Genomic DNA, 26,274 nt, shown 5'->3' with positions numbered 1-26,274 from the left:
TGATGTATTTGCGAGTGACGGCAGGCGAAACGGGAACGTTCAAGGCGCCCATCGCGTGAATACGAAATCGCGGTTTTTCACGCGCGCCTGGTGGCAGGCAAAGCAGGTGCGGTGCTGCGCTTCGTCGGCCGGCTTGCCGTCGACGAACCGGCCGAAACCCCAGCCACCCGTGGCCGCGTACTTATTCGAATCCTTGACCATGAACTGCACCGTGGTGGCCGCGCCGGGAATGGTTGCCGGCTCGAACTCCGGCGACGACACGTGCTTCCAGGCGAGCTTGGCCAGCACGGTGCCATCCGGGAACGGCAGCGTGCCATCGCGATACGCCCTGACCGCGATGGCATTGCCGAGTACCGCGCGAAGCTCGTTCAGCGGTGCCGCCTCCTGCGCCGGTGCGATCAGCTGCCATTGCCGGTAGCCGTCGGGGATGGTGACGCCGTAGATCGGTGAGGCAACCTTGCTTTCCGTGTCGCTGGCGTGGGCGACGAACGCCGACGCCAGCGCGCACGAGGTGACCGCAGCGAAAACGGCAAGATGCGTCAGTTTCATCGGAGCACTCCTTCAACGTCGACGGTCACAAGTGATCGGCGTCGATCACCGCTTGGATGAAAGCCTGCGGGTCTTCCTGCGGCAGGTTGTGGCCGATACCGCCCTTGATCAGCCGGTATTCGTACTTGCCGGTGAAGCGCTTGGCATACGCTTCGGCCGGCGGATGAGGCGCGCCGTTGGCGTCGCCCTCCATGGTGATAGTCGGCACGCCGATTGCGGGGAACGTGGCCAGCTTCTTCTCCAGCGCCGCGTACTTCGCCTCGCCCTTGGCCAGGCCCAGCCGCCAGCGATAGTTGTGGATCACCAGGGCGACCTGGTCCGGATTGTCCAGCGCGGCCGCGCTGCGCTCGAAGGTGGCGTCATCGAAGTTCCACTTCGGCGAGGCCAGCTGCCAGATCAGTTTGGCGAAGTCATGGCGATACTTGTCGTAGCCGTCACGGCCGCGGTCGGTGGCGAAGTAATACTGGTACCACCACTGCAGCTCGGCCTTCGGTGGCAACGGGTTTTTGCCGGATTCCTGGCTGCCGATCAGGTAGCCGCTGACGGACACCAGCGCCTTGACGCGCTCCGGCCACAGCGCCGCGACGATGTCGGCCGAGCGTGCGCCCCAGTCGTAGCCGGCAAGCTCTGCGCGCTGGATCTTCAGCGCGTCCATGAAGTCGATGATGTCCTGGGCCAGCGCGGCGGGTTCGGCGTTGCGCATGGTCTTGGCGGAGAGGAAACGCGTATCGCCATAGCCGCGCGCATACGGCACGAGCACTCGATAGCCTTTCGCCGCCAGCGCCGGCGCGACGTCGTCGTAGCTGTGGATGTCGTAAGGCCAGCCGTGCAACAGGATCACGACCGGGCCGGCGGCCGGCCCAAGCTCTGCGTAGGCCACGTCCAGCACGCCGGCACGGATGTGCTTGAGTGGACTGAGCGCGCCGCGCGCGGTTGCCGATGCCTGCGCGGGCACCGGCTTGATGGCTTGCGCGGCAGCCATGCCGAAGGAACCCATCGGCAACATGGCAACCGCAAGGAGCGACGCACACAGCAAGCGGAGGGGGGACGATTCGGTTTTTCCTTTCAACAGGTTCGTTTTCATGGAAACTCTCCGTGACAGGCGCATGGCCTGAGGTTCTGGCTCGTGCGAGCCGGCGATGAGGGCCATCCAGCGAACCGGGCGACCGTTATTTTCGACGATCAACCGATGGCAGTCCGCTGCTGGCGGGCACGCCGGGCCAGCAGAGCCGCCTGAACGATGAAGAACACGCCGCCACCGGTGGCGTAGACGGACAACACGTCGAGCGACGGCTGCTCGCCCGCGGCCCGGATGACGTAGGAGATGCCGACGAGAAAGGACAGCCCGCCCGCGATCAGCATCGGCCACTGCTTGCCCAGCTCGGCGCCACGCCGCCGCACGCCGACCGTCAGCTGGGCCGTTCCGGAGACGACGGCCCAGGCACCGAACACGGTGAGGGCTGCCGCCGCACCGATGCCACCCGCCACGCCCATGGCGATGGCCGCGAGGCTGCTCAGCGTCCCGTTGAACGCCGTAACCCGGCGCTCCGATCCGGACGGATTGGCGCGGTAATCGATCAGCGAGGACACCGCGTCGATCAGCGGGTAGATGACCAGCAGGGTGATCGCCAGCGCGTCGAGAGTGGCGTGGGCACTGGCGAAGATCGCGGCCCACGCAACGGCCAACAGGCCGCGAATCAGGTACAGCTTAAGCAGTGAGGAACGTTTGCCGTTCGACGCGGGCACTCGCGTCGTCAAAGTGTTCAACGTGGTCGTGTTCATCGTGCCTCCCCCTCGCGACGGCGCAGCGGGCGGAAAGCTTCACGCAGTTCTTCGCTGAACAGTTGCGGCTGTTCCCAGGCGGCGAAGTGGCCGCCCTTGCTGGCTTCATGGAAGTAATAGAGGCTGGGATACGCCTGCGCGGTCCAGCTCTTCGGTGCGCGATAGATCTCGCCGGGGAACACCGTCACCGCCACCGGCACCTTGATCGTGGCGGTCTTCTGCGCCGCGGCGCTGAAGTTGTTGTTGTTGTTTTCCCAGTAGAAGCGCGAGGACGATGCGCCGGTGTTGGTCACCCAGTACAGGGTGAGGTCGTCCAGGATCTGGTCGCGGCTGAGCACCCGCTCGGGGTGGCCATCGCTGTCGGTCCACTCGGCGATCTTCTCGTACGTCCACGCCGCCAGCCCGGCGGGGGAATCGGCGAGCGAGTAGCCGATGGTTTGCGGGCGGGTCACCATCATCGCGCCGTAGGCGGCGTTCCTGCCGAAGAAGGTGCGCAGCTGGTTGTACGCGCGCCGTTCGTCAGCCGACAGACTGGACGGCGCCGGATCACCGCTGTTGATGCCCTTCACCAGGTTCGCGGGAATCGTGGCCGGCATGTTGAGGTGGATGCCGAGCAGGCCCTTCGGTGCCCAGCGTGCCAGCGCATCGGAAATCACCGAGCCGTGGTCGCCACCCTGCGATACGTATTCGGTGCAACCCAGGCGCTTCATCAACACATCCCAGGCCTTCGCCACGCGGTCGGGATTCCAGCCCGGCTCGGTCGGCTTGCCCGAGAAGCCATAGCCGGGAATGGCCGGGATCACCACGTCGAAGGCATCTTCGGCGCGACCGCCGTAGGCGACCGGATCTGTCAGCGGCCCGATCGTCTTGATGAATTCCAGCGGCGAACCCGGCCAGCCGTGGGTGAGGATCAGCGGCATCGCGTTCGGCTCGCGCGAACGCACGTGGATGAACTGGATGTCCACGCCGTCGATGGTGGTGACGAACTCCGGCAGCGCGTTCAAGGTCTTTTCCACCTTGCGCCAGTCGTAGCCGTCGCCCCAGTACTTCACCAGCGACTGCAGGGTCACCAACTTCACGCCCTGCGACGTATCGGCAACGGGTTCCTTGTCCGGCCAGCGTGTGGCCGCGATGCGCTTTTGCAAATCCATCAGTTCCGCCTGCGGCACGTGGATGTGGAACGGACGAATGCTGGTGTCGTCCTTGGCGACTGCCTGATCTGCTCTTGCAGCAGGAGCCGCCTGGACGCGGCTGGTGAGTGCGAAGAGGGAAAGGCCGCAAGCCATCGCGATGGCGGCGATCGCCAGTGAGCGGTTTTGGGAAGCGGGAGAAGCTGAAGACATCATCGATCTCCTGGGAATGGGAACGCCGTGGTGCCGACGGATGCGGCACGCGGCGGGCAGGAGCGATCACACCAGAAGCATCGGTGCCGGACGATTGCACGATGGTGTCGGTCGATACCTTGGTATCAGGCGACGACTCAGGAGTTCACGAGCCACGTTGGAAATCGGTGCAGATGGTCGCGAAATCAAAGGCGCCCTCTCCCAGCCTCCCCCTGTCTTGAGGGGCAGGAGCCGCGCGCCGATTGCACGATGGTGTCGACCGTCCACACCCACAAACCGACACCAAAGTATGATGGGCTGGCGTGCATGAATAGCGCATTCTCGTCTGACGGCGACTGCCGAGAGAGGACCGGTATGGAGAATGAACTCAGCCGCGTCGTCGATGTGCTGCCCGGACTGGTCTGGACCGCACTTCCGGATGGGCGTGTCGACTTCGTCAACCGGGCATGGTGCGATTACACCGGTGGAAGCCTCGCTCAAGCCGGCGGCCAGGGATGGATGGCCGCCATCCATCCCGACGACCTTGCCGAACTGCTCGATCGCTGGCAGGCCATTCTGGCATCGCATCAACCGCAGGACATCGTCGCGCGCGTGCGCCGTTGCGATGGCACGTGGCGCTGGTTCTTGCTGCGAGTCCGGGCACTGACCGACGAAGCCGGCGTCATCCTTGGCTGGTGCGGCATGCTCGTGGACATCGAGGATCACCGGCAGGCGGATCGCGACAGCCACGGCATGGTCAGCGATTTTTCCGCGATTGCCGATGCGATTCCCGCCTCCGTGCTGCTGATGACGCCGGAGGGAGACATCGAATATTCCAATCGCCAGTCGCAAGAGTTCCGCGGCGCAACGCTGGAACAGCAGCGAGAATGGAAATCGGCAGACCTGATCCACCCTGATGAACTGCCCGCGGCAATCGCCGAGTGGGAGCGATGCGTCCGGACCGGCGAGCTCTTCGAGATGGAATTTCGCGCGCGCCGCGCCGATGGCGTCTACCGCTGGTTCCACGTGCGCAGCCGACCCATGAAGGATGCCGAAGGACGCATTGCGCGCTGGTGCACGCTGGACGTGGATATCGACGACCGCAAGCGCAGCGAGGCTTTGCTGGCCAGCACGCTGGCAGAACTGGCTGCCTCCGAAGATCGCCTGCGCGCCATCATCGATACCGTCCCGGGCTTCGTATGGCGTGCGGCGCCGGACGGCGGCGTGGAGTTCCTCAACCAGCGCTGGTGCGATTTCACCGGCATCAGCCTGGAGGATTCGCTGGGCATCGGCTGGACGTCAAGCATCCATCCCGACGATGCCGCGCCACTCGCAACGTACTGGCAGGCGCTGCTGGAAGCCGGCCAGCCGGGCAGCTTCGAAGCCAGGCTGCGCCGCTTCGACGGCACGTATCGCTGGTTCCTGATCCGCGCCGTGCCGCTGCTCGACGAAGCCGGCCGCGTGGTGAAGTGGTACGGACAGAACACCGACATCGACGATCGCAAGCGAGCCGAAATGCTGCTCGCCGGCGAAAAGTACCTGCTGGGACTGATCGCCGGTGGCTCGCCGCTCGCACAGGCACTCACCTCCCTCTGCGAACTGGTACAGGCCTCCATGGAAGGCGCACTGTGCGCCATCGTGCTGATCGATCCCCGGCACACGCGCTCACTGGAAGAAGTATCGCTGCGGCTGCGCCTGCAGCTGGGCGCCGCCCCGGACGTTCCGGACAACCTCCTGGAAGACACGAACGGACAACCACTGGAGCCGGAAGCCAGTCCCATCGCCTTGTCGGCAACAAGCGGCGAGCCGGTGATCTCGACCGACCTGATCGCCGAGGCCCGCTGGGATGCATGGCGCGCGGCCGCCCTCTCGCACGGCGTCCGTGCCTGCTGGTCGACACCGATCAGATCGGGCCGCGGCAACATGATGGGCATCTTTTCGCTCCTGCTGCGCGAGCCGAAGATACCCGAGCCGGCCCATCACAATCTGATCGCGCAATTCACCCATCTGGCCAGCATCGCGATTGAACGCGCGCGCAATGAGGCCGCGTTGACACAGAGTGAGGCCTTCCTGGCCAGGACCCAACGCCTGACCTTGACCGGCACGGTCGCCTGGCGGGTGAATACCGACGAGATCCTCTGGTCGGAAGAGCTGTACCGGATCTATGAGTTCGATTCCCCTGTGACGCTGACACACGATCTGATCAACACCCGGATCCACCCGGAAGATATCCCTGCACACGACGAAATGCTGCGGCGGCAACGCAGCGACGCCAGAGATTTCGAAAGCGAACACCGATTGCTGATGCCCGATGGGCGGGTGAAATTTCTGCACCTTGTCGCCCACGCGACGCGCGATGAAGAAGGGGGGCTGGAATACATCTCCGCCGTGCAGGACGTCACCCAGCACAGGCTCTCGGAAGAGGCGCTGGGCAAGGTCCGTTCGGAACTCACCCATGTCGCCAGAGTGGCCAGCCTGGGCACCTTGACCGCGTCAATCGCGCATGAAGTCAACCAGCCGCTGTCCGGCATCATCACCAACGCCAATACCTGCCTGCGGATGCTGGCCGCCAACCCGCCGAACGTCGACGGCGCGCGTGAGACCGCACGGCGCACGATCCGCGACGGCAACCGTGCATCGGATGTGATCAAGCGATTGCGCGCGCTGTTTGCCAAGAAGAAGGTCGCGACCGAACCGGTGGACTTGAACGAGGCCGCGCGGGAAGTGGTCGCGATGCTGCTGGGCGAACTCCAGCGCAATGGCGTGACTCTACATCCCGGATTCGCCGACGACCTCCCGCCAGTCATGGGTGATCGCGTGCAGCTGCAGCAGGTGATCCTCAACCTGATCCTGAATGCATCGGATGCGATGAGCGGCATCGGGGACCGCCCGCGACGCATGGCAATCAGGACTGGTCGCGATGAAAACAATCACGTCCGCCTGGACGTGCTGGATACCGGCGCGGGATTCGATCCCCAGGACGCGGATGCGCTCTTCAATGCGTTCTTCACCACCAAGAGCGATGGCATGGGCATCGGCCTGTCCGTCAGCCGCTCCATCATCGAAGGTCACGATGGCCGGTTGTGGGCGGCAGCGAACGATGGCCCGGGAGCCACGTTCTCGTTTTCCATCCCGTGTCTTCCTGAAGAGATCGCAGCTGCCGAAAGCGGCACGCTTGCCGATTCAAACCGCATCACGGAGAGTTCTTGATGGCCATGCCTTTGCTCGTGTCGGTAGTCGATGACGACGAGTCAGTACGCGAGTCGTTACCCGACTTGCTGAAAGAATTCGGCTTTGCGGTGCAGGCGTTCTCGTCGGCCAAGGAGTTCCTCGCCTCCGGTGACGTCGACTCGACCCGATGCCTGATTCTCGACATCGCCATGCCGGGCATGTCCGGCCCCGATCTCCAGCGGGAACTGGTGCAGCGCGGACAACCGATCCCGATCATTTTCATCACGGCCCATGGCGATGTCACCGATCGCCCGCGGCTGATCAGACTGGGCGCGGTGGAGTGTCTGTTCAAGCCATTCAGCGAGGCCGCGCTGCTGAAGGCATTGAACGCCGCGTTGCTGGGGCGCTGACCGAAATCCCACCCAACCCGGATGTCGTAGCATGTCGAGCCAAGCCGCCGTATCAGCCCACGAATCGAGGCCAGCCTCCATGTCGCAAACCACACCGATCGTGTTCGTGGTCGACGATGACGTGTCGGTGCGGGAGTCGCTGGAGTTGCTGCTCCGCTTCGCGGGCTGGCAGACGGAAATGTTCTCGTCCGCACAGGCGTTCCTCGACCACCCGGCCGCCATGGTTCCGAGCTGCCTGGTGCTCGACGTCAACCTTCCGGGCCTCAACGGCCTGGACCTGCAACAGCGCATCGCCGCCGACCGGACCCACATGCCGATCATCTTCATCACCGGCTTCGGCGATGTGCCGATCACGGTTCGCGCCATGAAAGCGGGTGCGGTCGAATTTCTGACCAAACCGTTCGATGACGAGGTACTGCTCCAGGCAATTGAAAGCGCACTCGTGCACAGTCGCGCCGCACTGGATCGCGAAGAAAACCTGCGACCACTGCTGGAGGCCTACCGTTCGCTCACCCCGCGCGAACGGCAGGTGCTGGCCATGGTCGTCGCCGGCCGGCTGAACAAGCAGATCGGCGCTGACCTGGGCATCAGCGAGATCACGGTCAAGGCTCACCGTGGCAAGGTCATGCGGAAGATGAAGGCCCGCTCTCTCGCCGACCTGGTGAAAACAGCCGAGCATCTCCCGCTGGCACCGGCAGCGCACGACGGCTGAAAGCGGCGCGGGAACGAATGGCGGTCACGAGATATCGACCGCCAGATGGTCGGGTGACAACGAGGCGAGGAAGTCGCGAGCGTCGAACAGCTCGCCCGGGGCCATGACGCCCGCCGCAATGACTGGTGCGTCGACAATCCGCGTCACGGCTTCAACCACAAGCGGTGCCGTGACCGCATAGATATCGCGGCCGCGCGCCACAGCGCGGCGTTCCTCGTCTCCCTTGCGCACAACCACGTCGGCCACGAATACCTGGGCGGAACGCCCGCTTTCATCGGCCGCTGTGGGCGGCCCGGTGGCAGGATCCCGCAGGTCTTTCAGCGGTTCGAGATTCATGTACGAATGAACCTCTGCCGTACGCAGGTGCCGCGATATCGTGATGATTTCGGACAGCGGCACGGCGACGACTTCCTGTGTTCCGAATGGCGCCGGAAATTGCCATGCAAGTGTGGGCGGCGGATCCGCCAGCGGCATCAACCCATGGTTCGCATACACCATCCGTTGAAACGTATTGCGCTGACCGGTCAGCCGGGTGCCGCGCGTCGGGCGCCAGCTGTCGAGTGCGATCGCGATCCGGACGTCGTCGGCGCTTGTCCAATCCCCCATCGCAGCCGTCGCCAGCAGGTCGGCCAATCCACCGTAGAAGGCCATGGCAGGGACAACCACCACCCCTGCTGCGCGCGCAGGCTCGGCGAAGTGTTCGAATGTGGCGAGAACCGGCGTCTGCTCGGCCGCCAGGTCGAGATAGTGGATACTGGCGCGCAGTGCGGCTTCGATGACCGGTGCCGCGGTATCGAGAAAAGGGCCGGCGCAGTTGATGACCGCCACCGCGCCCGCCAGCGCGCGATCCAGCGATGCGGGATCCTCGACCGATGCAACTCGGGTCTCGAGTTTGCCGTATCCGTCCCATCTGGCATTCAACGTGGTCGCGTCGCGACCGGAAAGGATGGGCGTCCATCCACGCTTGAGCAGTTCCTCCACCACGAATCGCGCTGTGTGTCCGCCGGCACCGAACACGGCGATGGTCCGCGGCTGTTTCGTGGTCGAACGCAAGCCTGCAGCGGCAGGGTTCTGGTGTGTCGATGTCATGTCGTTTCGCCTGCGTCGGGGTGAGCTGCCAGGCCCCACAGATGGCGTGCTTCGGCAGCGATCAGTTCGGGAAATTCCTCCGGGAAGAACAATTTCGCACCCGGTACGTAATGCACGCCACGCGAATTTCCCACGGTGCGGTCCAGATAGGCCGCATTGTCCGGCGAGAAGATCGTGTCCCCGGTGCCCCATGCGATCCGCACGGGAACCCTGCTGCGACCGATCGCCGCCTGCACACCTGCCAGCACGTTGGTCTCGAGCGCCAGGGCGTAGGCGTGCGTATGTGCGGGGTCACGCACCAGCGGCCCCAGATACATCTCGATCGAAGCGTCCGTGAGGTTTTCAGGGTGCGTGAACGTCATTCCGCCCAGTCCACCAGCTGATCGCGCCAGCTCCTTGTCGGCGAGCCAGGGCGCCAGCCACTGCTTCACGAACTGTCCGTCGTGCGCCAGCGCAATGACGGGTTTCATCGCCGCTGGCGGACAGTCGATCTCGGTATCGCAGTTGGTCAGCAACAGGCTGCGCACCCGTTGCGGATGGCGCGCAAGAAACAACTGGGCAACGGCTCCGCCGCTGTCGTTCGCAACCAGATCGACACGGTCGATGGACAACGCGTCCAGCAAGGCGGAAAGCATGTCGACCTGGTCCACCGGAGCGACACCCTGACCCTCGCGCACTTGCGTGTAGCCCAACCCGAGAAAGTCCGGAGCGATGCAACGACGGTATGCCGACAGCCGTTCCAGCGCGCCGCGCCACTGGAAGCCATTCAGGGGGAATCCGTGCAGGAACAAGGCGGCCTGGCCGGCACCGCGCTCGACCAGCGCGATGCGACCTAAGCGGGTCGGCACGAACCGTCGGGCGGCATTGAACGCCGCAGCGTCCAGCGACCTTCGAAGCGGATTCTTCGCCGCGAGAGCCGCAAAGGGCAGCGCGGAAAATGCTGCGCCCGCAACGCCCGCACCGGCAACCAAACCGAGAAACTGCCTGCGTTGCATGATCACCTCCGATGCGCACCCTGCGGTGCCATCAACCACTTCATCGGGATGGCGTCCGCATCGAGGGTGCAGGCGTGAGCTGCACGGGCTTTCTCAGACATGTCATGCATTCCACGGTCAGCCCGCGTTTCGGGCGAACTTCAGGAGACCACGTCACGTGCCCGGTCGCTGTCGAAATCTTTAGTCGTTTTCAGCGACGCCCGGTGGACTCAGGAACGTTCTAGGGTGTCGCCACCAGCGTCCCCTGATGAAACACGATCTGCCATCCGCCTCCATGGTGCCGCCAGATCGTGCTGCGTCGGCTCACACGCTCGCCCTGCTCCAGGGTGTAGGTGAGCAGGTACGTATCCGGCCCGAGTTCGCGGCAGTGGAAGTCGCGAGTGATCCAGGTGTGTTCGGCGGGGTCGGGGGTGCGGTGTTCCAGTACGTCGAGTACGTGGGCGCGACTATAGCGCTGGCCCGAAGCGCCGATTTCCCAGAAGTCGGCCGAGGCCATGCGCTCGTAGTCGGCACGGGTGCTGCCGAATTCGGGGCAATGGAAGATCGGCTCGCGGCGGCGCAGTTCGTCGAGTACGCCGAGCAGTTCAGGGGCCGTCGTGGGTTCGGGTTCCATCACGGCCCTCATCGCGTCCGGTGGCAAGGTCAGGAATCATGCATGCGTTCAAGTGGACGGCTGCCACAGTTCGATACGCGTGCCCTCGGGATCCGTGGCCCAGCCGAAACGGCCGAACTCGCTACTATCCACGCGCTCGTCCACTTCAATGCCGGCAGCGCGCAGTTGCACCAGCAGCGCGTCGAGATCGTCGACGCGGAAGTTGACCATGTACGGCTGGGGGCCTGCTCCGAAGTAGGTGGTGTCGGCGGCGAATGGAGACCACAGCGTGTAGCCGGCGCGCTCCTCGTCTTCGTTGAAGCGCACGCCACCCCAGTCATCGACGGCCAGTCCAAGATGTTTCGCGTACCACGCCGACAGTGCTGCGGGATCGCGCGATTTGAAGAAGATGCCGCCGAGTCCGGTTACTTTGGCCATCGTTCTGTCTCCTCTAATTGGCGACCATCGCCGTCCCATTCGCTACGTCAAAGAATGCCTGCACACCCGCCAGCTCGCGGGTGCGCGGCATCGGCGGCAGGCTGGCCAGGAACAGCTTGCCATAACCCTTGGTGGTCAGGCGGGGGTCGCACAGCACCAGCACGCCGCGGTCGTGCACGTCGCGGATCAGCCGGCCGGCACCCTGCTTCAGCGCGATCACCGCGCTGGGTACCTGCCAGCCCATGAACGGGTTGATGCCGGATTGTTCGAGTGCGGCGAGGCGCGCCGTCAGCACCGGATCGTCGGGGGCGGCAAACGGCAGCTTGTCGATCACCACCACGCTCAATGCTTCACCCGCGACGTCCACGCCTTCCCAGAAACTCGCCGCACCCAGCAGCACGCCATGGCCGCTGGCGCGAAATTCTTCCAGCAACCGTGGCCGCGGCGCGGTGCCCTGCACGAACAACGGCCACGGCACCTTGTCCTGCAGCAGCTCGGCCGCGCGGCGCAGCGCGCGATGCGAGGTGAACAGCAGGAACGCACGGCCGTTGGAGGCGTGCAGCACCGGCAGCACCGACTCGATCACCTGTTCGGTGTAGTCGCGCGCGTTCGGATCGGGCAGTCCTCGCGGCAGATAGCACAAGCCCTGCCGCGCGTAGTCGAACGGGCTGCCAAGGCTCAGCGTGCGTGGATCGTCAAGACCGAGCTGGCGCGCGAAGTGGTCGAAGTTGCCGGCCACCGACAACGTGGCCGAGGTGTGGATCCACGCCGCCTGGGTGCGTTCGCGCAGGCCGCGCATCGGCACCGCCAGATCCAGCGGCGTGGCGTACAACGCAAAGCCGCGCGGAAAGGTTTCGTACCAGCGCACGTCCTGATCGCCGTGTGACTCGACAATGCGATCCAGTCGCTCGGTGAACAGCTCGGCGCGCTCGTGCAGATTGGCGAAGCCGCGCGAGCGCTCGGCCTGCGAGGCAAGCAGCTCGGCCAGCGTGGCCAGCAGCTCACGCAGGTCGTGCAGCGACTCGCGCACATCGGCACGATCCTCCAGCTGCTGGAACGCGCCGCGCGAAGGCAACGCATCCATCGCCAGGCGCAGCTTGCGCAGTGCCTCCTGCAGCGCCTCCACCGGCTCCAGCAGCAGGCCGATCGCGCCCGTGATGCCGTTGCATTCGGCCAGCGCATCCTGCGCCAGCTCGGTCAGCTGGCGCGCGCTGATGCTCTGCGAGAAGAATTGCCCCGCCAATTCGGGAATCTGGTGTGCCTCATCGAGGATGAACGCCGCCGCGCCCGGCAGGATTTCGCCGAAGCCTTCCTGCTTCAGCGCGAGGTCGGCGAACAGCAGGTGATGGTTGACTACCACCACGTCCGCTTCCAGTGCCTCGCGGCGCGCCTTCACCACGTGGCAGTCGTCGAAGAACGGGCACTCCACGCCGAGGCAATTTTCCGGCGTCGAGGTGACGCGCGGCCACAGCGGCGATTCTTCCGGTACTTCGGCCAACTCCATGCGGTCGCCACGGCGGGTGCGTGCCGACCACGCGCGAATCGTCGCCAGCTGCGCGGCCTGCGTGCGTTCGTAGCTGGCGCCCTCGCGCACGGTCTGGTCGAGTCGATACAGGCACAGATAATTCGCGCGCCCTTTCAGCAACGCCGTCTTCAGGCGCGCGCCGAGCACCGAACGCACCTTCGGCAGGTCGCGGAAGTACAGCTGGTCCTGCAGCGTCTTGGTGCCGGTGGAGATGATCACCCGTTCGCCCGACAGCAACGCCGGCACCAGATACGCGAAGGTCTTGCCGGTGCCGGTGCCGGCCTCGGCGATCAGCGTGTCGCGCCCGGCAATCGCCTGCTGCACCGCCCGCGCCATCGCCTGCTGGGCAAGCCGTGGCGCGAAGTTGGGCAGCTCGCGCGCGAACGGGCCGTCGGCACCGAGCAGGGCGCCGATGTCGTCGGACTCGGTGTCATCAAGGTCAATCATCGATCAAGTATGGCGGAGCGGGCCGGTGCGACAAAGCCGCGATGGGAACCTGGGTCAGTTCCCGCGCGTCAACTTGGCAGCGTCACGCCCGCCCACCGAAGGAGAATCGACGTGAGACTGTTCGCACCCGAATCGGCACCTGCGCTCGACCTGGTCGACATCCATGGCCTGCCGATCATGATCAGCAGCCGTGGCCGCCTCACCCTGCTCTCGTTCTTCCGCGACGCGGCCTGTCCGTTCTGCAATTTCCGCATCTACGAGCTGACCAACAACCATGCGGAGCTGGCCGCACGCGGTCTGGACATCGTGGCCGTGTTCAGCGCCTCGCAGGCCGACGTGCTGCGCTTTGCCGGGCACCGGCCGCGCCCGTTCCCGCTCGCCGCCGACCCCACCTCGAGCGCGCACGAGATCTACGGCATCGAGCGCTCGCTGTGGCGCAAGCTGAAGGCGATCGCGACGCGCGTGCCGACCCTGCTCAGGGGCATGCGCCTGGTCGGCCTTGCCGGCCTCGACACCGGCAACCTGATGCCAGCCGATTTCCTGATCGACGAACGTGGCCGCATCGTCGAGGCGTACTACGGCAGCGACGCCGGCGACCGCATCCCGATGGAGCGGATCGAGCGGTTCCTGCCCTGCGCAAGAGTCAGGCACGCCGCCTGACGGCCCTCACTGGCAGCCACGCCGGCATTTGTTCACCATGCCGGCACCGCCACGGGGGAGACGCGTCATGACGACCGAACTGTGCATGCTGATGTGGAGCGTCGTGCTGGGACTGCTGCAGGTCGCGATTGCCGCGACCTGCTCGATCGGACAGCGCGGACTGGACTGGGCCGCAAGCGCGCGTGACGCGGTGAAGCCCCCGCTCAGCGGTATCGGCGGCCGGCTGGATCGCGCCCGCGCGAATTTCCTGGAAACCTTTCCGTTGTTCGTCGCCGTGGTGCTGCTCGCCCACCTGCTGCAGCGCCACGACAACCTGACCGTACTCGGCGCCCAGCTCTACTTCTGGGCCCGGCTGGCCTACGTGCCGGTATACGCCGCCGGCATTCCCTACCTGCGCACGCTGGTCTGGACGGTGAGCATCATCGGCATCGTGCTGTTGCTGGCGGCGTTGTTCTGAAGCCAGCCCACCGCATGCAGTGTCTTGTGCCTGCGTCGCGGCGGCCTGCGGGAATTGCCTCCGAACGGTGTCGTCGGCATACGGACTCCGACGCAGGACGAACAACCTGACGCGATACCACGCAACGCACTCAGTACCGCGACACGCCCGGCTTGTGACACTGCTGTACCCACTTTCGCGCGGTCTGCGCAGCAGTCACGTCACGCGCCTGCAGGCGCATCTCGACGACGGTCTGCCAGTTGCGCGCGCATAGCGGGCCGAGCTTGGGGCCCAGCGACCACGACTGATGGGCGAGCTTTTCGGCCGCGCCGAAATCGCGCAGGCGTACCGCGATCTCGGCGCGCTCCTGCAGCAGGTCGGGCGAATTCGGGCTGAGCCTGATTGCCTGATCGAGCTTGCTGGCAGCGTCGGCGTACTTGCCGGTCTGCTCGTCTTGCTGCGCGGCATCCTGCAGCGAAGTGACGCCCGGCTCGCGCAGCGGGTGGACGTCGATGACGGATTTTTCGCGATCGCCAGCGGCGCGGATGGCGGCGACCAGGTCGTAGGTCGGTGCGGTTGCGCGTGCAGGCGTCTGCGGAGTCGTCGCGAACATGCCGCACCCGGCCAGCAGGCTCAGCAGCAGCGGCAAGAACGTGAAACGTCGGTACATATGCATGATCAATTCCGGATGGGTGCGCCGGTGGCGGGCAACGGCACACTGCTGGCAGTGGGAGGATTGCCGCCGCCGAACAGGCTTTGCACGCCTTGCCAGAAGCAGCCTTCGGTATCGGCCGACAACGAGCCGGCGACCACGGGAAACTGGCGCGCGCCGGCGCATTGCGCTTCGGTGCGCTTGCCGCTGGCCGGATTGATCCAGGCCATTTCCAGCCCGTCGCCAGGTGCGGTGGACAAGGGCTGGGTGGGCAGCTTGGCGAACAGGTCGCGCCACGCGCGCAGTGCGCCGGTGGCGCCGAACAGGCCAGTCGACTTGTTGTCGTCGCGACCCATCCAGAACACCGCCAGATGCTCGCCGGTGAAGCCGGCGAACCAGCTGTCGCGGGTGTCGTTGCTGGTGCCGGTCTTGCCGGCCGCATGCAGCCACGCCAGCCCGGAATTGCCGATCGAGCTGGCGGTGCCGTACTCGGCGACCTGCTGCATGGCCCATGTGGTCAGGCGTACCGCTTCCTGGTATTCACCACTGCCACCTTGCACCTGATACCGCTTGATGGTGCGACCGCTGCCGTCGACCACGCCACTCACCGCCACCAGCGGGAGGGCGTGCCCGTCGGCAGCCAGATACTGATACAGCTGGGCCAGCTGCAGCGGCGCCAGATCGAGCGCACCGATCAGCAGCGACGGACTGGGATGCACGTCGGTGAGGCCGAACGATTGCAGGAACGACTGGATTCGCGGCAGCCCGACGGCGAGCCCGAGATGGATGGTGGCGAGGTTCCACGAATGCGCCAGCGCATCGACCATCGGCAGCTGGCCGTGACTCTGCTTGTCGTCGTTCTGCGGAGTCCACATGCTGCCGTCGGGCTGGCGCATGCTGATCGGGCTGTCGTCGAGCATGCTGGCAAGGTTCCAGCGATCGGGCTGGGTCAGCGCCACCAGATAGACGAACGGCTTGATCGTCGAGCCGATCGGGCGGCGCGCATCGAGCGCGCGATTGAAACCCTGGTCGCCGGGATCCTTGCTGCCGACCACGGCCAGCACGCTCCCGGTCTGCGCATTGGTTACCACGGCCGCCGCCTGCAGCGGATCGGCGCGCTTGCCCAGGCTTTTCATCGTGCTGGTGATCGCCTGCTCGGCATACAGCTGCGCCGCCGGATCGAGCGTGGTGAAGATCGACAGGTTGCCGTCGCGCAGTGCCTGTTCGTCGAAGTCGGCAATGATCTGCGTGCGCACCAGCTGCATGAAGGCGGGAAAACGGTTGTGCGGCAGCTGGCCGTTGCTGACGATGTCCAGCGGCGCGGCCTGCCCCGCATTGAGCTGCGCGGCGGTGAGCAAGCCGGTGCTGGCGAATTCCTGCAGCACCAGGTTGCGCCGGATCAGCGCACGCTCCGGCGAACGGCGCGGGTCGTAATAGCTCGGCCCTTTCACCATGCCGACCAGCAGCGCAATCTCCTGCGGACGCAGGTCCTCCAGCCGCCGCCCGAAGTAGAACTCCGACGCCGCCGCGAAACCGTGCACGGCCTGGTCGCCCTGCTGGCCGAGGAAGACGTCGTTGACGTAGGCCTCGAGAATGCGCCCCTTGCTGTAATGCGCCTCCAGCAGCAGCGACATCAGCGCTTCGTTGATCTTGCGCGTGAAGTTCTGGTCACGACTGAGGAACAGGTTGCGCACCAGCTGCTGGGTCAGCGTGGAGCCGCCCTGCACGGTATGGCCGGCGCGCAGGTTGGCGAACGCGGCGCGTGCGATGGCACTGAAGTCGATGCCGATGTGATGCTTGAAATCGCGATCCTCGACCGCCTGCAGCCCGCTCAGCAGCAGCGGCGGCACGTCGGCCAGATGCACGAAGCGGCGCTCCTCCTGGGTTGCGCCGTACAGCGTGGCGATGCGCGCCGGATCCAGGTGCGCCAACGGGATCTTCTTGCTGCTGGCCGCATCCTGCACGGACTGCACGGTACCCTTGCCGAAGGTGACGCGAATGCGTTTGGGCAACTCGCCACCGTCAGGGCCGGCGTAGCCGCGCGAAGTGATCGTGTAGCGCGTGCCCTGCTTCACCCAGCTGCCGGCGACCTGGCCGTGGCCGTCATTGCTGTAGCCGGCGAAGGTCAGTTCCAGCTCCAGCGCAGCCGGCGTCATCGGCATGTCGGCCGCCAGCGGCAGCGGTCGCGCATAGACTCGGGTGGGCACCGCGAACACCAAATCGTTGAAGCGATCCTGCACGCGCTTGTTCAGCACCAGCGTGTACGGCAGCACGAAGCCGAACAACAGACCCATGCCGATCCAGAACGGGATGCGCAGCCACGGCCAGCAGCGGCGCGCGAGCGAACGAAGACGATTCAAGAAGTCCAACGTGGGGGAATCCGGCAATCAGGTGGTTCGATCATAGGGCCTGCCACCCGGCGCGCATATGAACGCGGCGGCAGGTTTCGTGGCGAAACGCGGGCAATTCAATTCGTCCGGTTGCCGCTACAACGGTGACATCCACATCGAGGCTTCCGGGCGGAACGGCCGCGGATGGATCCCGAGCAGTCGCTGCAATTCGCCGTTGTCGGCGATCAGATCGCTGTCCAGCCGGCTCAGCGGTCCGCGCAGCGGCGGCAGCGTGCGTTGACCCAGCCGCAGCAGCCACGCCGGCAGCGGTAGCGGCACGGTCGCCTGCGGCAGACTGCGGCGCACGCGCGCAAACATCTCACCAGCCGGCAGGCGTTCGCCGCCACCGATCGGCAGGATCCGGCCGGATGCCGCCGGACAATCCAGCGCCGCCAGGACTGTCTGCGCAATATCATCCGCGTGTACCGGCTGGCGCAGGCCGCGGCCGGCCGGCAACGGAAACAGCCGCAGGCGCAGCGCGCGACGGACGATCGGAGTCAGACTCTTGTCCAGTCCGGCACCGTAGACCAGGGTCGGCCGCAGCACCGTCCATGCACAACCGTGGCGGGCACACGCCGCGGCCAGCGCAGCCTCACCCTGATGCAACTGGCGCGAGATCTCGCGCTCGGCCGGCACGCTGGAGTCGCGTTTGGTTTCGGCACTCATCGAGCTGACGGCGATCACCCGCGGCGCGTCGATCAAACGGGTCTGCGCCAGCCACTCGGCCAACTCCGGCAATGGGCCGAAACTGATGATCGCCGACAATGGCGGCAGCGTCGGTACGTCGGCGGGCAGTGCACCCCACAACCAGTTCACTCCAGCTTGCGCCGGCTGCGACTGCCGACTCAACGCCAGTACTGGCTCGCCACTGGCCAGCAGGCGCGGCAACAGGAAGTGGCCGATCTGGCTGCTGCCGCCGAACACCAGCACGGTCATGCAGCACTCACCGGCTGCCCTGCAATCGGGCCGTCAGATCGAGCACGCGCGGATGGTTCGGTGCCAGCTTGCGCGCATGATCCAGCGACTGGCCGGCATCGACATAATCACCGCGTCCGAGCTGCTGCTCGGCCTGATCGAGCCAGGCACTGGCCAGCCGGTCGCCCAACCTGCTCTGCCCGGCATCGCCAGGAGCCAGTTCGGCCAGATTCGCCAGCATGTCGTCGGCCTGCTTCAGCTTGCCGGCGGCGAGTGCCTGGCTGAACTGCTGTTCGACCTGGCCGGGCAAGGCCTGCAGTCCATGCAGCGCTGCGTCGTTGTTGCCGTCGATCGCCAGCGCGCTGCGATACAGGTCGTATGCGCTGTCACCGGGCGGCATCATGATGTCGCCGTTCTTCGTGGCCAGCTGCGCGCGCTGTACCAGTCGCGCCACTGCCGCGCTTTGCTGCGGCGAAAGCACCGCGGGAGCCAATGGTGCTTCGGCTTCGTCCGCGTTTGCGGCGGCAACCGGCGCCGACGCGACACTGCTCAGGCGCGCACGGGCAGCTGCAAGATCCGCCGATTTCGGCGCCAGCTGCGCCGCCTGATCGAGCAGCCTGTTCGCCTGTGTCGTGTCGCCGGCATCGATCGCCGCGCTCGCCTGCACCGTCATGGCCTGCGCCACCTTGCCGAGGCCAACCCTGGCCTGGGCATTGTCCGGGTCGAGCTTGAGTGCGGCCTGGAAATGAGCGAGTGCCGTATCGTCGCCGGCGCCGCCGATGCGACCGGCACGCAAGGCGTCATGTCCCTGACTGAGCGCCGCATCCAGTGCACTGTTGTCCTGCTTGCGCGTCTGCGCCTGCACCGCGCGCAATGCTGGCAGTGCGCCGTTGTTCGGCTGCAGCGCGGCGAGCTGTTCGATGCTGGCGTTGGCCGCGGCCGTGTCCTTCACATCGAATGCCTTGCGCGCCTGCGCCGCCAGCGCATAGCCGACCTGATCGAGTCCGTGTGCCGCCACCGCGTTGCCGGGATCGGCACGCAGCACGCGCTGGTACAACGCGCCCGCACCGGCAACGCCATCCAGCTTGCCCGTCGCCAATGCCTGCTGTGCCTGATCGACCAGGTCCACCGTCTGCACCTGCGACGCGCGGGCGCTGCTGATCGCATGATCCAGCCGGTCGATATCGCTGCCGCCACCGAGCAATTCGCGGGCGACTGCCGCCTGCTGCGTGGCCTGTGCAATCTGTCCCGCCTGCAAAGCGGCATCGGCCTGCGCCAACTCGGCCTGGCCGACCTGACGCAGGCCATCGCGCGCACGATCGTTGTCCGGCTCCAGCGCCGCGGCGGCCTGGAACAGCTCGCGTGCGCTGGTACCGTCCTGGCCGTCCAGACGGCCATCCTGCAGGGCCTGCTGCGCTTGCGTCAGCACCGTGTTGAAGTCGGTACGCGGCAACATGCCGCGCAAGCGGTTCTGGTTGAACCAGAGTGTGCCGGCCGCCACAACAACCAGCAACAGCAACAGCGGAACCAGCCAGCCCCGGCGACGGCGACGCACCGGCGCGCCCCGCCTGGCATGCGGGTGGCGCGGCTCGACGGACACCTCGGGCAAGCCGTCGCGGGACGGCGCACGCGGCGCGTCCAGGCGATCGAGATCACCCAGGGTGGGCTCGGTGCGCGTGGGTGGATGTGCGTCGTGCTGGTCTCGGCGTCCGCTCATGATCCGTGGCTGTTCAGGCTGTCGCTGCAGCTTAACATCGGGCTGCGGGCTGCCTTGCCCGTGCCAGACCGGCATTGCGGGGTCATTCAGCCGACGCCGACCCGGCGCACGTCGATCACGTTGGGCAACGCCAGCAATTTGCCGAGCAGGGTCGACAACTGCTCGAAATCGCGCACGCGCAGGGTGAAACGCATCTCCACCTCGCCGGTGTGCGCGAACAGGCGGCTGGACGAGGCAATGATGTGGGTGCCGGCATTGCTGATGACACTGGTGACGTCCTTCTGCAGACCCTTGCGATCGTAGCCGCGCAGTTCGATGTCGACCTCGTAGGCCTGGCTGGCGGCACTGCCCCAGCTCACCTCGATCACCCGATCCGGATCGCGCCGAACCAGCCGCGCCAGGCTGCCGCAATCGGCGCGATGCACCGACACACCGCGGCCCTTGGTGATGAAGCCGCGCACCGGATCGCCCGGCAGCGGCTGGCAGCAGCGCGCCAGCGTGGTCAGCAGATTGCCGATGCCTTCGATGCTGAGCGCGCTGTGGTCGAGCGTGACCGGTCGTGCGGTCACCGGTGGCGGCGGGGGTGCCGGCGGCTGCGCGGCTTCCTGCACCACGCGGGCGATCTGGCCGGGCGTGATCTCGCCCAGCGCCAGCGCGATCAGCAACTCGTCGTGGGTCTGCAGGTGGAAATGCGCAGGCAGCTTGCTCGCGTCCGCGCCCGACAGCGCCAGCCGCTTCAGCTCGCGCTCGAACATGCTGCGGCCGACCGCGAGATTCGCGTCATGGGCGATCCGGCGGAACCACGCGCGCACCTTGTCCTTCGCCCGCGAAGTGTTGAGATAACCATGGTGCGGCGACAGCCAGTCGCGGCTGGGCTCGCCCAGCTTGGTGGTGAGGATTTCCACCCGATCTCCACTCTGCGGCTGGAACGTCAGCGGCACGATGCGGCCGTTGACCTTGGCGCCGCGGCAGCGATGACCAACCTCGGTATGCACCAGGTAGGCGAAATCCAGCACGGTCGAACCGCGCGCCAGGTCGAACACCTCGCCCTTGGGGGTCAGCAGGTAGACGCGATCTTCCAGCAGCTCGGTATGCAGGTCAGCCGCCAGCCCGCTGTCATCACCGCGCGGTTCCAGCAGCTTGCGCATCCAGGCGATCTTCGCCTCGAACTCGGCATCGGCGCTGCCGCCTTCCTTGTAGCGCCAGTGTGCGGCCACACCCAGCTCGTTGGCCCGATGCATCTCGTGCGTGCGGATCTGCACCTCGAGCGTCTTGCCGGCCGGACCCAGCACGGCCGTGTGCAGCGATTGGTAGCCGTTCGCCTTGGGCCGCGCGATGTAGTCGTCGAACTCGCCCGGCAGATGTGGCCAGCGCGCGTGCACGACGCCGAGCGCGGCATAGCAATCGGTGACGTTGTCGACCAGCACGCGCACCGCGCGGATGTCGTACAGGTCGGAAAAATCCAGCGACTTGCGCTGCATCTTTTTCCAGATCGAATAGATGTGCTTGGGCCGCCCGGCCAGCTCCGCATGGATGCCGGCAGCAGCGAGCGCACCATGCAGCTCGTCCAGCGACTCGCGGATGAAACCCTCACGGTCGGCACGCCGCTCGTCGAGCAGCTTCGCGATGCGGCGGTAGGTTTCCGGCTGCAGGAAGCGGAACGCCAGATCTTCCAGCTCCCACTTCAACTGCCAGATGCCGAGCCGGTTCGCCAGCGGTGCATGGATGTCGCGGGTCAGCCGCGCCAGTGCGGCAGCCTGTTCCGCCGGCAGCAACGCGGCCGCACGCATCCGCGCCAGCTGCCGAGCGAGCAGCACGAACACCACGCGCAAATCGCGCACGATCGCCAGCAGCAGGCGACGCAGGCCCTCGGCCGCGCCCTCCGGCGCCCGTTGTGCATGCAAGGCCCACACCTGTTCGGCGGCCTGCTGACCGCCGACCAGTCGCTGCACTTCCGCCGGCAACTTTGCGCGCTGCGCGGCCCATAGCGCCGGATCCGCCCGCGCCAGCTCGAACCACAACGCCGCCGCCTGGGTCTGTGCATCGCAGCCGAGCATGCCCAGCAGATCCAGCACGTCGCAGCACTCGGCCTCGGGAACGGGATGGGTCATGCATGTCTGCAACGCCTCGTCCAGCACCGGCGGTAGCACGCCGGCGCGGTCGCGCCACGGCTGCAGGCTGGAAGATGTGATGGTCGGGGCCATGAGGCGGGATGTCCGGTACAGACATCCATAGTAACCGCAGTGCCGCCGCATTCCCCGGCAGTCGACCGGTCGCGCCGCTGGCCTCGGCTCAGGCCAGCGCTGCCAGCGCCTTCGCCAGCCGCTTGGCCGAGACCGGTTCGGCGGTCTTCAGTTCCTGTGCGAACAGCGACACGCGCCACTCCTCGATCAGCCAGCGCAGCTCGACGAGGTCGGCCGCATCGGCACCGGCGGCGCGGTGCTGCAGGTACGCGCGCCAGTACGGCATGACCTGCAGCATGCGTTGCTGGTCCTTCGTCGGATCCTGCCGCAGCCGCTCACCGCGCAGGCGCATCGCCTTCAGGTAACGCGGGTAATGCGCCAGCCGCGCCGCCGACAGCTCGCGCAGGAAGCCTGGCGTCAGCAAGGCGTCGAACTGTTCGCGCAGGTCGTCATAGCTGGCGCGGGCGAAGCCCATCAGCGGCGGCTGCAGCCACGGCTTCAGTTCGGCCTGCGCCTCGATGATCGGTTCGGCCAGCTTCAGCCGCTCGACGCCGGCACCGAACAGCTCGCGCGAAAACTGCGCGCGCAGCTTCTCGAACGCACCGGCCGTGCGCACGTCCAGATCATGTTGTTCAAGCAAGTCGCTGAAGCCGCCTTCAAGCAAGTCTTCGCGCAGGCCATCGACGCCACCAAGCGGCGCGTACTTCAACGCCAGCGCATTGCCGATCGGCAGGCGCCGACGCGCCTGTTTCGCATCACTGGCCAGCGAGTTGCGCAGCAGCCGCACCACGCCTTGCTGGTGCGCCGCGCGCGCCTCGTCGCTGCGCTCGAACACGCGCAACGCCACCGTCTCGCCCAAGTCGACCAGCGCCGGGAACGCGATCAGGCCGCCGTCCGAACGCACCTGTGCGGGGATCTCCTCGAAATCCCAGCTGGCGACGTCCTCGCGGGTCAGTTCGATATCGGTCTTGCGCGAGAACGCTTCGCGCGCCTGACCTTCCCACTGTCCACGCAGCACAGCGAGATCGCGGCCGCTGGCAAGTGTTTTTCCCGGCTTCGACGAAGTATCCCCGTCATGCAGGCGGTAACGCATGCGGAAATGGGCCGGCAGCTCGACGGCGACGAATTCGGCCGCAGCGATGTCGACACCGGTGGCGCGCTTCAGAAATGTCGCCAGTGCTTTCGCCAGCGGCTCGTCGCGCGGCGACTCGGCCTCGACGAACGCCCGCGCAAAATCCGGCGCGGGCACGAAATTGCGCCTTAGCGCCTTGGGCAGACCACGGATCAGCTCGGCCACTTTCTCGCCCAGCAGACCGGGCACCAGCCATTCGCAGCGGGCGGGCGGCAACGCGTTCAACATCGCCAGCGGCAGATGCAAGGTAACGCCGTCGGCTTCATCGCCGGGTACGAAGCGGTATTCGAGCTTGTAACGCTGCGGCCGCTCCTGCGCATCCGGCAATTGCTCCGTGCCTTGCTCTACCTCCGGCATCCCTGCCGTCGCCTGCGCTCGCGGCACTCGGCCATCCATGGCCAGCGGCGGGATTTCCAAGGTTGCGGGAAACGCCTTCGCATCCAGCCCCGCACCACCAACCATCACGTCGTCCAGCGACCAGCGCAGCGCCGCCTGCTCGGCCGGCCGCGCCTTGCGATACCACGCGTCCAGTGCGCGGCTGCTGGCGATCTCTTCAGGCAGCTTGCCCTCGAAGAACGCGACCAGATCGTCTTCATGGCGGATCAATCCTTCGCGGCGCTGCTTCGCCTCGATGCCAAGCGCGTCTTCCAGTACACGCTGGTTCGCACGCACAAAATCCGCACGACTGTCGATGTCGCCGCGGGTCAGAGCCTCGCGCAGGAAGATCGCGTGCGCCAGCGCCGGGTCCTGCTGCTGGAACGTGACCGGCCGCTTCTCTACCAGCACCAGCCCGAACAGGCTGACCTGCTCGTACGCGACCACGCAGCCGCGCTTCTTCGACCAGTGTGCATCGCGGCAGCTCGTGCGCAGCAGATGCGCTGCCTGCTGTTCGATCCACAGCGGTTCGACGCGCGCATTCGCCATGCCCCACACGCGCCCCCCCACGTCGAGGATCTGCGCGGAGAAGATCCAGTTCGGCGGCGCCTTGGACAAGGCCGAGCCTGGGAATACATGGAACTTGCGCTCGCGCGTACTCAGATACACGCCCTTCTCGTCCTTGCGGCCGACCTGGGTCGGCAGACCGGCGAGCAGGGAGCGGTGCACCGATTCGTAAAGGCGACTTGCATCTGTTTCGGCGAGCGCCACAACCTCAGGCTCGCGCGCAGCAACGCGCTCGGCCCCTCTCCCCCCAGCTCTCTTCCCGATCGCCTGCGATGGAGGAGCGAGAGTCTGTGCGTCCAGCTTCCAGCCAAGCTCTTGCACCACCAGCAGCAATTGCCGATGCAGCTCGCGCCACTCGCGCATGCGCATGAAGCTGAGAAAGTGCCGCGAGCACCAGTCGCGCAGCTTCGACTGGGTCAGTTCCTCGTGCGCGTCGTGATAGGCGCGCCACAGGTTCAGCACGCCGGCGAAGTCGGACTTCGGATCGGCGAACACGGCATGCGCGGCGTCGGCCTGCTGGCGTGCATCCGACGGACGCTCGCGCGGATCCTGGATACTGAGGAACGACACGATGGTGAGCAGCTCGCGCAGGCAATGCAGCTGCTCGCCTTCCACCAGCATGCGCGCGAGCTGCACGTCGATCGGCAATCGCGCGAGCGTGCGGCCGACCGCGGTGAGCTTGCGTGCATCGTCGATCGCCGAGATCTCGGCAAGGCGGCGATAGCCGTCCGCCACCACGCGAGGGTCGGGTGCTTCGAGGAACGGGAACTGCTCCACGTCGCCCAGCTGCAACGCCAGCATGCGCAGGATCACGTTGGCCAGCGACGAGCGCAGCAGTTCCGGGTCGGTGAACGCGGCACGGCTGGCGAAGTCGGCTTCGTCGTACAGGCGATAGCAGATACCCGGTCCGACGCGTCCGCAGCGCCCCTTGCGCTGGTCGGCCGCGGCCTGCGACACCGGCTCCACATGCAGTCGTTCGAGCTGGCTGCGCTGGCTGTAGCGCTTCACCCGTGCGGTGCCGGTGTCGATCACGTAGCGGATCCGCGGCACCGTCAGCGAGGTCTCGGCCACGTTGGTCGCCAGCACCACGCGGCGCTTGATGCCGGGCTTGAACACGCGGTCCTGGTCGCCGGCGGAGAGCCGCGCGTACAGCGGCATGATCTCGGTCTCGCGGTACTGCCGGCGCGACAGCAGCTGGTGCGCATCGCGGATCTCGCGCTCGCCGGGCAGGAAGATCAGCACGTCGCCACGCGGATCCTCCTGGCTGATTTCATCGAGCACGGCGGCGATGTGCTCGGCGCTGCCCTGCTGCATGTCCTTGCTGCGGCCCTGCCGCGCGGCGATCTCGTCCAGCGAGCGCCAGCGCAGCTCGACCGGATACGCGCGCCCCTCCACTTCCACTACAGGCGCACCATCGAAATGCTCGGCAAAACGGGCCGTGTCGATCGTCGCCGAAGTGACGATGATCTTCAGCTCGGGTCGCTTCTTGGCCAGCTGCTTCAGATAGCCGAGCAGGAAGTCGATGTTGAGGCTGCGCTCGTGCGCCTCGTCGATGATGATGGTGTCGTACGCGCTGAGCCATGGATCGCCCTGGGTCTCGGCGAGCAGGATGCCGTCGGTCATGAACTTGATCAGGCTGCGCTCGGAGACCTGGTCGTTGAAGCGCACCTGGAAACCGACGATGTCACCGACCTGGGTGCCAAGTTCCTCGGCCACGCGGCGGGCGACCGAGCGCGCGGCCAGCCGGCGCGGCTGGGTGCAGCCGATCATGCCCGCCTCGCCGCGACCGGCAGCCAGGCACAGCTTGGGCAGCTGGGTAGTCTTGCCCGAACCGGTTTCGCCAGCGATCACCACCACCTGATGCTCGCGGATCAGCTTGATGATGTCCTCGCCGCGAGCGCTGATCGGCAGCGATTCGTCCAGCCGAAGTTCCGGTTTGGCGGCAACCCGCGCACGTCGTCTGGCCGCGGAGCGCTCGATATCGGTGACCAGCGCCGCCAGCTTGCTGTCGTCCGGCCGGCGCGACAGGCCGCGCCAGCGGCCCAGCAGGCGGCCGAAGTCGCGGCTGGAGACCGTGTCCAGCTGTCGGCGCAGCGCGCGCAGGCCAGGATCAGCGGAGGGGTCGGATGCGGGCATGCGAATATCGTTCATCGGGCCGCAGATGATAGCCGCTGGCGGCTTGCCTACTTGATAGCCGCTGACTATCGAGGGCATC

Annotated in this window: 20 protein-coding genes; 5 read left to right on the top strand and 15 right to left on the bottom strand. The window is 66.3% G+C overall.

Features of this window, described 5'->3' with window-relative positions; genetic code table 11:
- Positions 1–39 precede the first annotated feature (39 nt).
- From EAH75_RS15955 to EAH75_RS15940, 4 genes are all read right to left on the bottom strand, one after another.
- Positions 40–549 carry a cytochrome P460 family protein gene (locus tag EAH75_RS15955; RefSeq protein ID WP_140653201.1) on the bottom strand — a complete coding sequence of 170 codons (510 nt, stop codon included), beginning with the start codon at positions 547–549 and terminating at the stop codon, positions 40–42.
- A 25-nt stretch (positions 550–574) separates the two neighbouring features.
- Positions 575–1,633: an alpha/beta fold hydrolase gene (locus EAH75_RS15950; protein WP_140653199.1), complete on the bottom strand. Its 1,059-nt coding sequence runs from the start codon at positions 1,631–1,633 to the stop codon at positions 575–577.
- Positions 1,634–1,731: 98 nt separating this feature from the next.
- On the bottom strand, positions 1,732–2,331 hold the full coding sequence (locus EAH75_RS15945) for a DUF308 domain-containing protein (protein ID WP_140653197.1): 600 nt from the start codon (positions 2,329–2,331) through the stop codon (positions 1,732–1,734).
- The gene (locus EAH75_RS15940; RefSeq protein WP_428993519.1) at positions 2,328–3,692 is read right to left on the bottom strand and encodes an epoxide hydrolase family protein; all 1,365 of its coding nucleotides are present in this window, start codon (positions 3,690–3,692) and stop codon (positions 2,328–2,330) included. Before EAH75_RS15940 ends, EAH75_RS15945 begins: the two co-directional genes overlap by 4 nt.
- Positions 3,693–3,923: 231 nt before the next feature.
- Here EAH75_RS15940 and EAH75_RS15935 point away from each other — a divergent pair, with 231 nt between their 5' ends.
- From EAH75_RS15935 to EAH75_RS15925, 3 genes are all read left to right on the top strand, one after another.
- Positions 3,924–6,863, top strand: a complete 2,940-nt coding sequence (locus EAH75_RS15935; protein ID WP_205043240.1) for a PAS domain-containing protein — start codon at positions 3,924–3,926, stop codon at positions 6,861–6,863.
- Positions 6,863–7,234 carry a response regulator gene (locus EAH75_RS15930; RefSeq protein WP_140653193.1) on the top strand — a complete coding sequence of 124 codons (372 nt, stop codon included), beginning with the start codon at positions 6,863–6,865 and terminating at the stop codon, positions 7,232–7,234. Before EAH75_RS15935 ends, EAH75_RS15930 begins: the two co-directional genes overlap by 1 nt.
- 79 nt (positions 7,235–7,313) lie before the next feature.
- Positions 7,314–7,946, top strand: coding sequence for a response regulator transcription factor (locus EAH75_RS15925; RefSeq protein ID WP_140653191.1), 633 nt, complete (start codon positions 7,314–7,316; stop codon positions 7,944–7,946).
- A gap of 24 nt (positions 7,947–7,970) precedes the next feature.
- On the opposite strand, the gene EAH75_RS15920 is transcribed toward EAH75_RS15925, so the two are convergent.
- The 5 genes from EAH75_RS15920 to EAH75_RS15900 all read right to left on the bottom strand — a co-directional run bounded on the left by EAH75_RS15920 (position 7,971) and on the right by EAH75_RS15900 (position 13,032).
- Positions 7,971–9,035 (bottom strand): saccharopine dehydrogenase family protein, encoded by a 1,065-nt coding sequence (locus EAH75_RS15920; RefSeq protein WP_140806192.1) that lies wholly within the window; start codon positions 9,033–9,035, stop codon positions 7,971–7,973.
- Positions 9,032–10,030 (bottom strand): alpha/beta fold hydrolase, encoded by a 999-nt coding sequence (locus EAH75_RS15915; protein WP_140806191.1) that lies wholly within the window; start codon positions 10,028–10,030, stop codon positions 9,032–9,034. The genes EAH75_RS15920 and EAH75_RS15915 overlap by 4 nt, the downstream gene beginning before the upstream one ends.
- A gap of 220 nt (positions 10,031–10,250) precedes the next feature.
- The gene (locus EAH75_RS15910) at positions 10,251–10,643 is read right to left on the bottom strand and encodes a DUF4440 domain-containing protein (protein ID WP_140806190.1); all 393 of its coding nucleotides are present in this window, start codon (positions 10,641–10,643) and stop codon (positions 10,251–10,253) included.
- Between the two features lie 48 nt (positions 10,644–10,691).
- Entirely contained in the window at positions 10,692–11,060 is a 369-nt protein-coding gene (locus EAH75_RS15905) for a VOC family protein (protein WP_140806188.1), read from the bottom strand.
- 13 nt (positions 11,061–11,073) lie between these two features.
- Positions 11,074–13,032 (bottom strand): ATP-dependent DNA helicase, encoded by a 1,959-nt coding sequence (locus tag EAH75_RS15900; RefSeq protein ID WP_140806187.1) that lies wholly within the window; start codon positions 13,030–13,032, stop codon positions 11,074–11,076.
- A 111-nt stretch (positions 13,033–13,143) separates the two neighbouring features.
- Here EAH75_RS15900 and EAH75_RS15895 point away from each other — a divergent pair, with 111 nt between their 5' ends.
- Positions 13,144–13,692, top strand: coding sequence for a redoxin domain-containing protein (locus EAH75_RS15895; RefSeq protein WP_140806186.1), 549 nt, complete (start codon positions 13,144–13,146; stop codon positions 13,690–13,692).
- Between the two features lie 67 nt (positions 13,693–13,759).
- On the top strand, positions 13,760–14,149 hold the full coding sequence (locus EAH75_RS15890; protein ID WP_140806184.1) for an MAPEG family protein: 390 nt from the start codon (positions 13,760–13,762) through the stop codon (positions 14,147–14,149).
- Between the two features lie 130 nt (positions 14,150–14,279).
- Here EAH75_RS15890 and EAH75_RS15885 read toward each other — a convergent pair whose 3' ends face one another.
- From EAH75_RS15885 to hrpA, 6 genes are all read right to left on the bottom strand, one after another.
- Positions 14,280–14,804, bottom strand: coding sequence for a tetratricopeptide repeat protein (locus tag EAH75_RS15885; RefSeq protein WP_140806183.1), 525 nt, complete (start codon positions 14,802–14,804; stop codon positions 14,280–14,282).
- A gap of 2 nt (positions 14,805–14,806) precedes the next feature.
- Complete coding sequence (gene mrcB / locus EAH75_RS15880; RefSeq protein ID WP_140806181.1) at positions 14,807–17,149, bottom strand: penicillin-binding protein 1B; 2,343 nt, start codon at positions 17,147–17,149, stop codon at positions 14,807–14,809.
- Between the two features lie 117 nt (positions 17,150–17,266).
- Positions 17,267–18,106 carry an NAD(P)H-binding protein gene (locus EAH75_RS15875; protein ID WP_140806180.1) on the bottom strand — a complete coding sequence of 280 codons (840 nt, stop codon included), beginning with the start codon at positions 18,104–18,106 and terminating at the stop codon, positions 17,267–17,269.
- Between the two features lie 7 nt (positions 18,107–18,113).
- The gene (locus EAH75_RS15870; protein WP_140806179.1) at positions 18,114–19,802 is read right to left on the bottom strand and encodes a tetratricopeptide repeat protein; all 1,689 of its coding nucleotides are present in this window, start codon (positions 19,800–19,802) and stop codon (positions 18,114–18,116) included.
- A gap of 86 nt (positions 19,803–19,888) precedes the next feature.
- A complete protein-coding gene (locus tag EAH75_RS15865; RefSeq protein ID WP_140806177.1) occupies positions 19,889–22,006 on the bottom strand; it encodes a RelA/SpoT family protein in 2,118 nt (705 codons plus the stop codon).
- An 88-nt stretch (positions 22,007–22,094) separates the two neighbouring features.
- On the bottom strand, positions 22,095–26,195 hold the full coding sequence (gene hrpA / locus EAH75_RS15860; RefSeq protein WP_241668968.1) for an ATP-dependent RNA helicase HrpA: 4,101 nt from the start codon (positions 26,193–26,195) through the stop codon (positions 22,095–22,097).
- Positions 26,196–26,274 lie beyond the last annotated feature (79 nt).

The sequence above is a fragment of the Rhodanobacter glycinis genome (genome assembly GCF_006438785.1).
Taxonomy (GTDB): Bacteria; Pseudomonadota; Gammaproteobacteria; order Xanthomonadales; family Rhodanobacteraceae; genus Rhodanobacter; species Rhodanobacter glycinis_A.
Note: the sequence above shows the minus strand (reverse complement) of the source record. Positions and strands in the feature narration are given on the sequence as shown.

Excerpts from the sequence above, each read along its gene's own strand:
- EAH75_RS15950 (WP_140653199.1), bottom strand. The coding sequence starts at position 1,633 with ATGAAAACGAACCTGTTGAAAGGAAAAACCGAATCGTCCCCCCTCCGC.
- EAH75_RS15890 (WP_140806184.1), top strand. The coding sequence starts at position 13,760 with ATGACGACCGAACTGTGCATGCTGATGTGGAGCGTCGTGCTGGGACTG.
- EAH75_RS15900 (WP_140806187.1), bottom strand. The coding sequence starts at position 13,032 with ATGATTGACCTTGATGACACCGAGTCCGACGACATCGGCGCCCTGCTC.
- EAH75_RS15870 (WP_140806179.1), bottom strand. The coding sequence starts at position 19,802 with ATGAGCGGACGCCGAGACCAGCACGACGCACATCCACCCACGCGCACC.
- EAH75_RS15955 (WP_140653201.1), bottom strand. The coding sequence starts at position 549 with ATGAAACTGACGCATCTTGCCGTTTTCGCTGCGGTCACCTCGTGCGCG.
- EAH75_RS15865 (WP_140806177.1), bottom strand. The coding sequence starts at position 22,006 with ATGGCCCCGACCATCACATCTTCCAGCCTGCAGCCGTGGCGCGACCGC.
- EAH75_RS15945 (WP_140653197.1), bottom strand. The coding sequence starts at position 2,331 with ATGAACACGACCACGTTGAACACTTTGACGACGCGAGTGCCCGCGTCG.
- EAH75_RS15920 (WP_140806192.1), bottom strand. The coding sequence starts at position 9,035 with ATGACATCGACACACCAGAACCCTGCCGCTGCAGGCTTGCGTTCGACC.
- EAH75_RS15875 (WP_140806180.1), bottom strand. The coding sequence starts at position 18,106 with ATGACCGTGCTGGTGTTCGGCGGCAGCAGCCAGATCGGCCACTTCCTG.
- hrpA (WP_241668968.1), bottom strand. The coding sequence starts at position 26,195 with ATGCCCGCATCCGACCCCTCCGCTGATCCTGGCCTGCGCGCGCTGCGC.
- EAH75_RS15885 (WP_140806183.1), bottom strand. The coding sequence starts at position 14,804 with ATGCATATGTACCGACGTTTCACGTTCTTGCCGCTGCTGCTGAGCCTG.
- EAH75_RS15935 (WP_205043240.1), top strand. The coding sequence starts at position 3,924 with ATGGTGTCGACCGTCCACACCCACAAACCGACACCAAAGTATGATGGG.
- EAH75_RS15905 (WP_140806188.1), bottom strand. The coding sequence starts at position 11,060 with ATGGCCAAAGTAACCGGACTCGGCGGCATCTTCTTCAAATCGCGCGAT.
- EAH75_RS15915 (WP_140806191.1), bottom strand. The coding sequence starts at position 10,030 with ATGCAACGCAGGCAGTTTCTCGGTTTGGTTGCCGGTGCGGGCGTTGCG.
- EAH75_RS15930 (WP_140653193.1), top strand. The coding sequence starts at position 6,863 with ATGGCCATGCCTTTGCTCGTGTCGGTAGTCGATGACGACGAGTCAGTA.
- EAH75_RS15925 (WP_140653191.1), top strand. The coding sequence starts at position 7,314 with ATGTCGCAAACCACACCGATCGTGTTCGTGGTCGACGATGACGTGTCG.
- EAH75_RS15910 (WP_140806190.1), bottom strand. The coding sequence starts at position 10,643 with ATGGAACCCGAACCCACGACGGCCCCTGAACTGCTCGGCGTACTCGAC.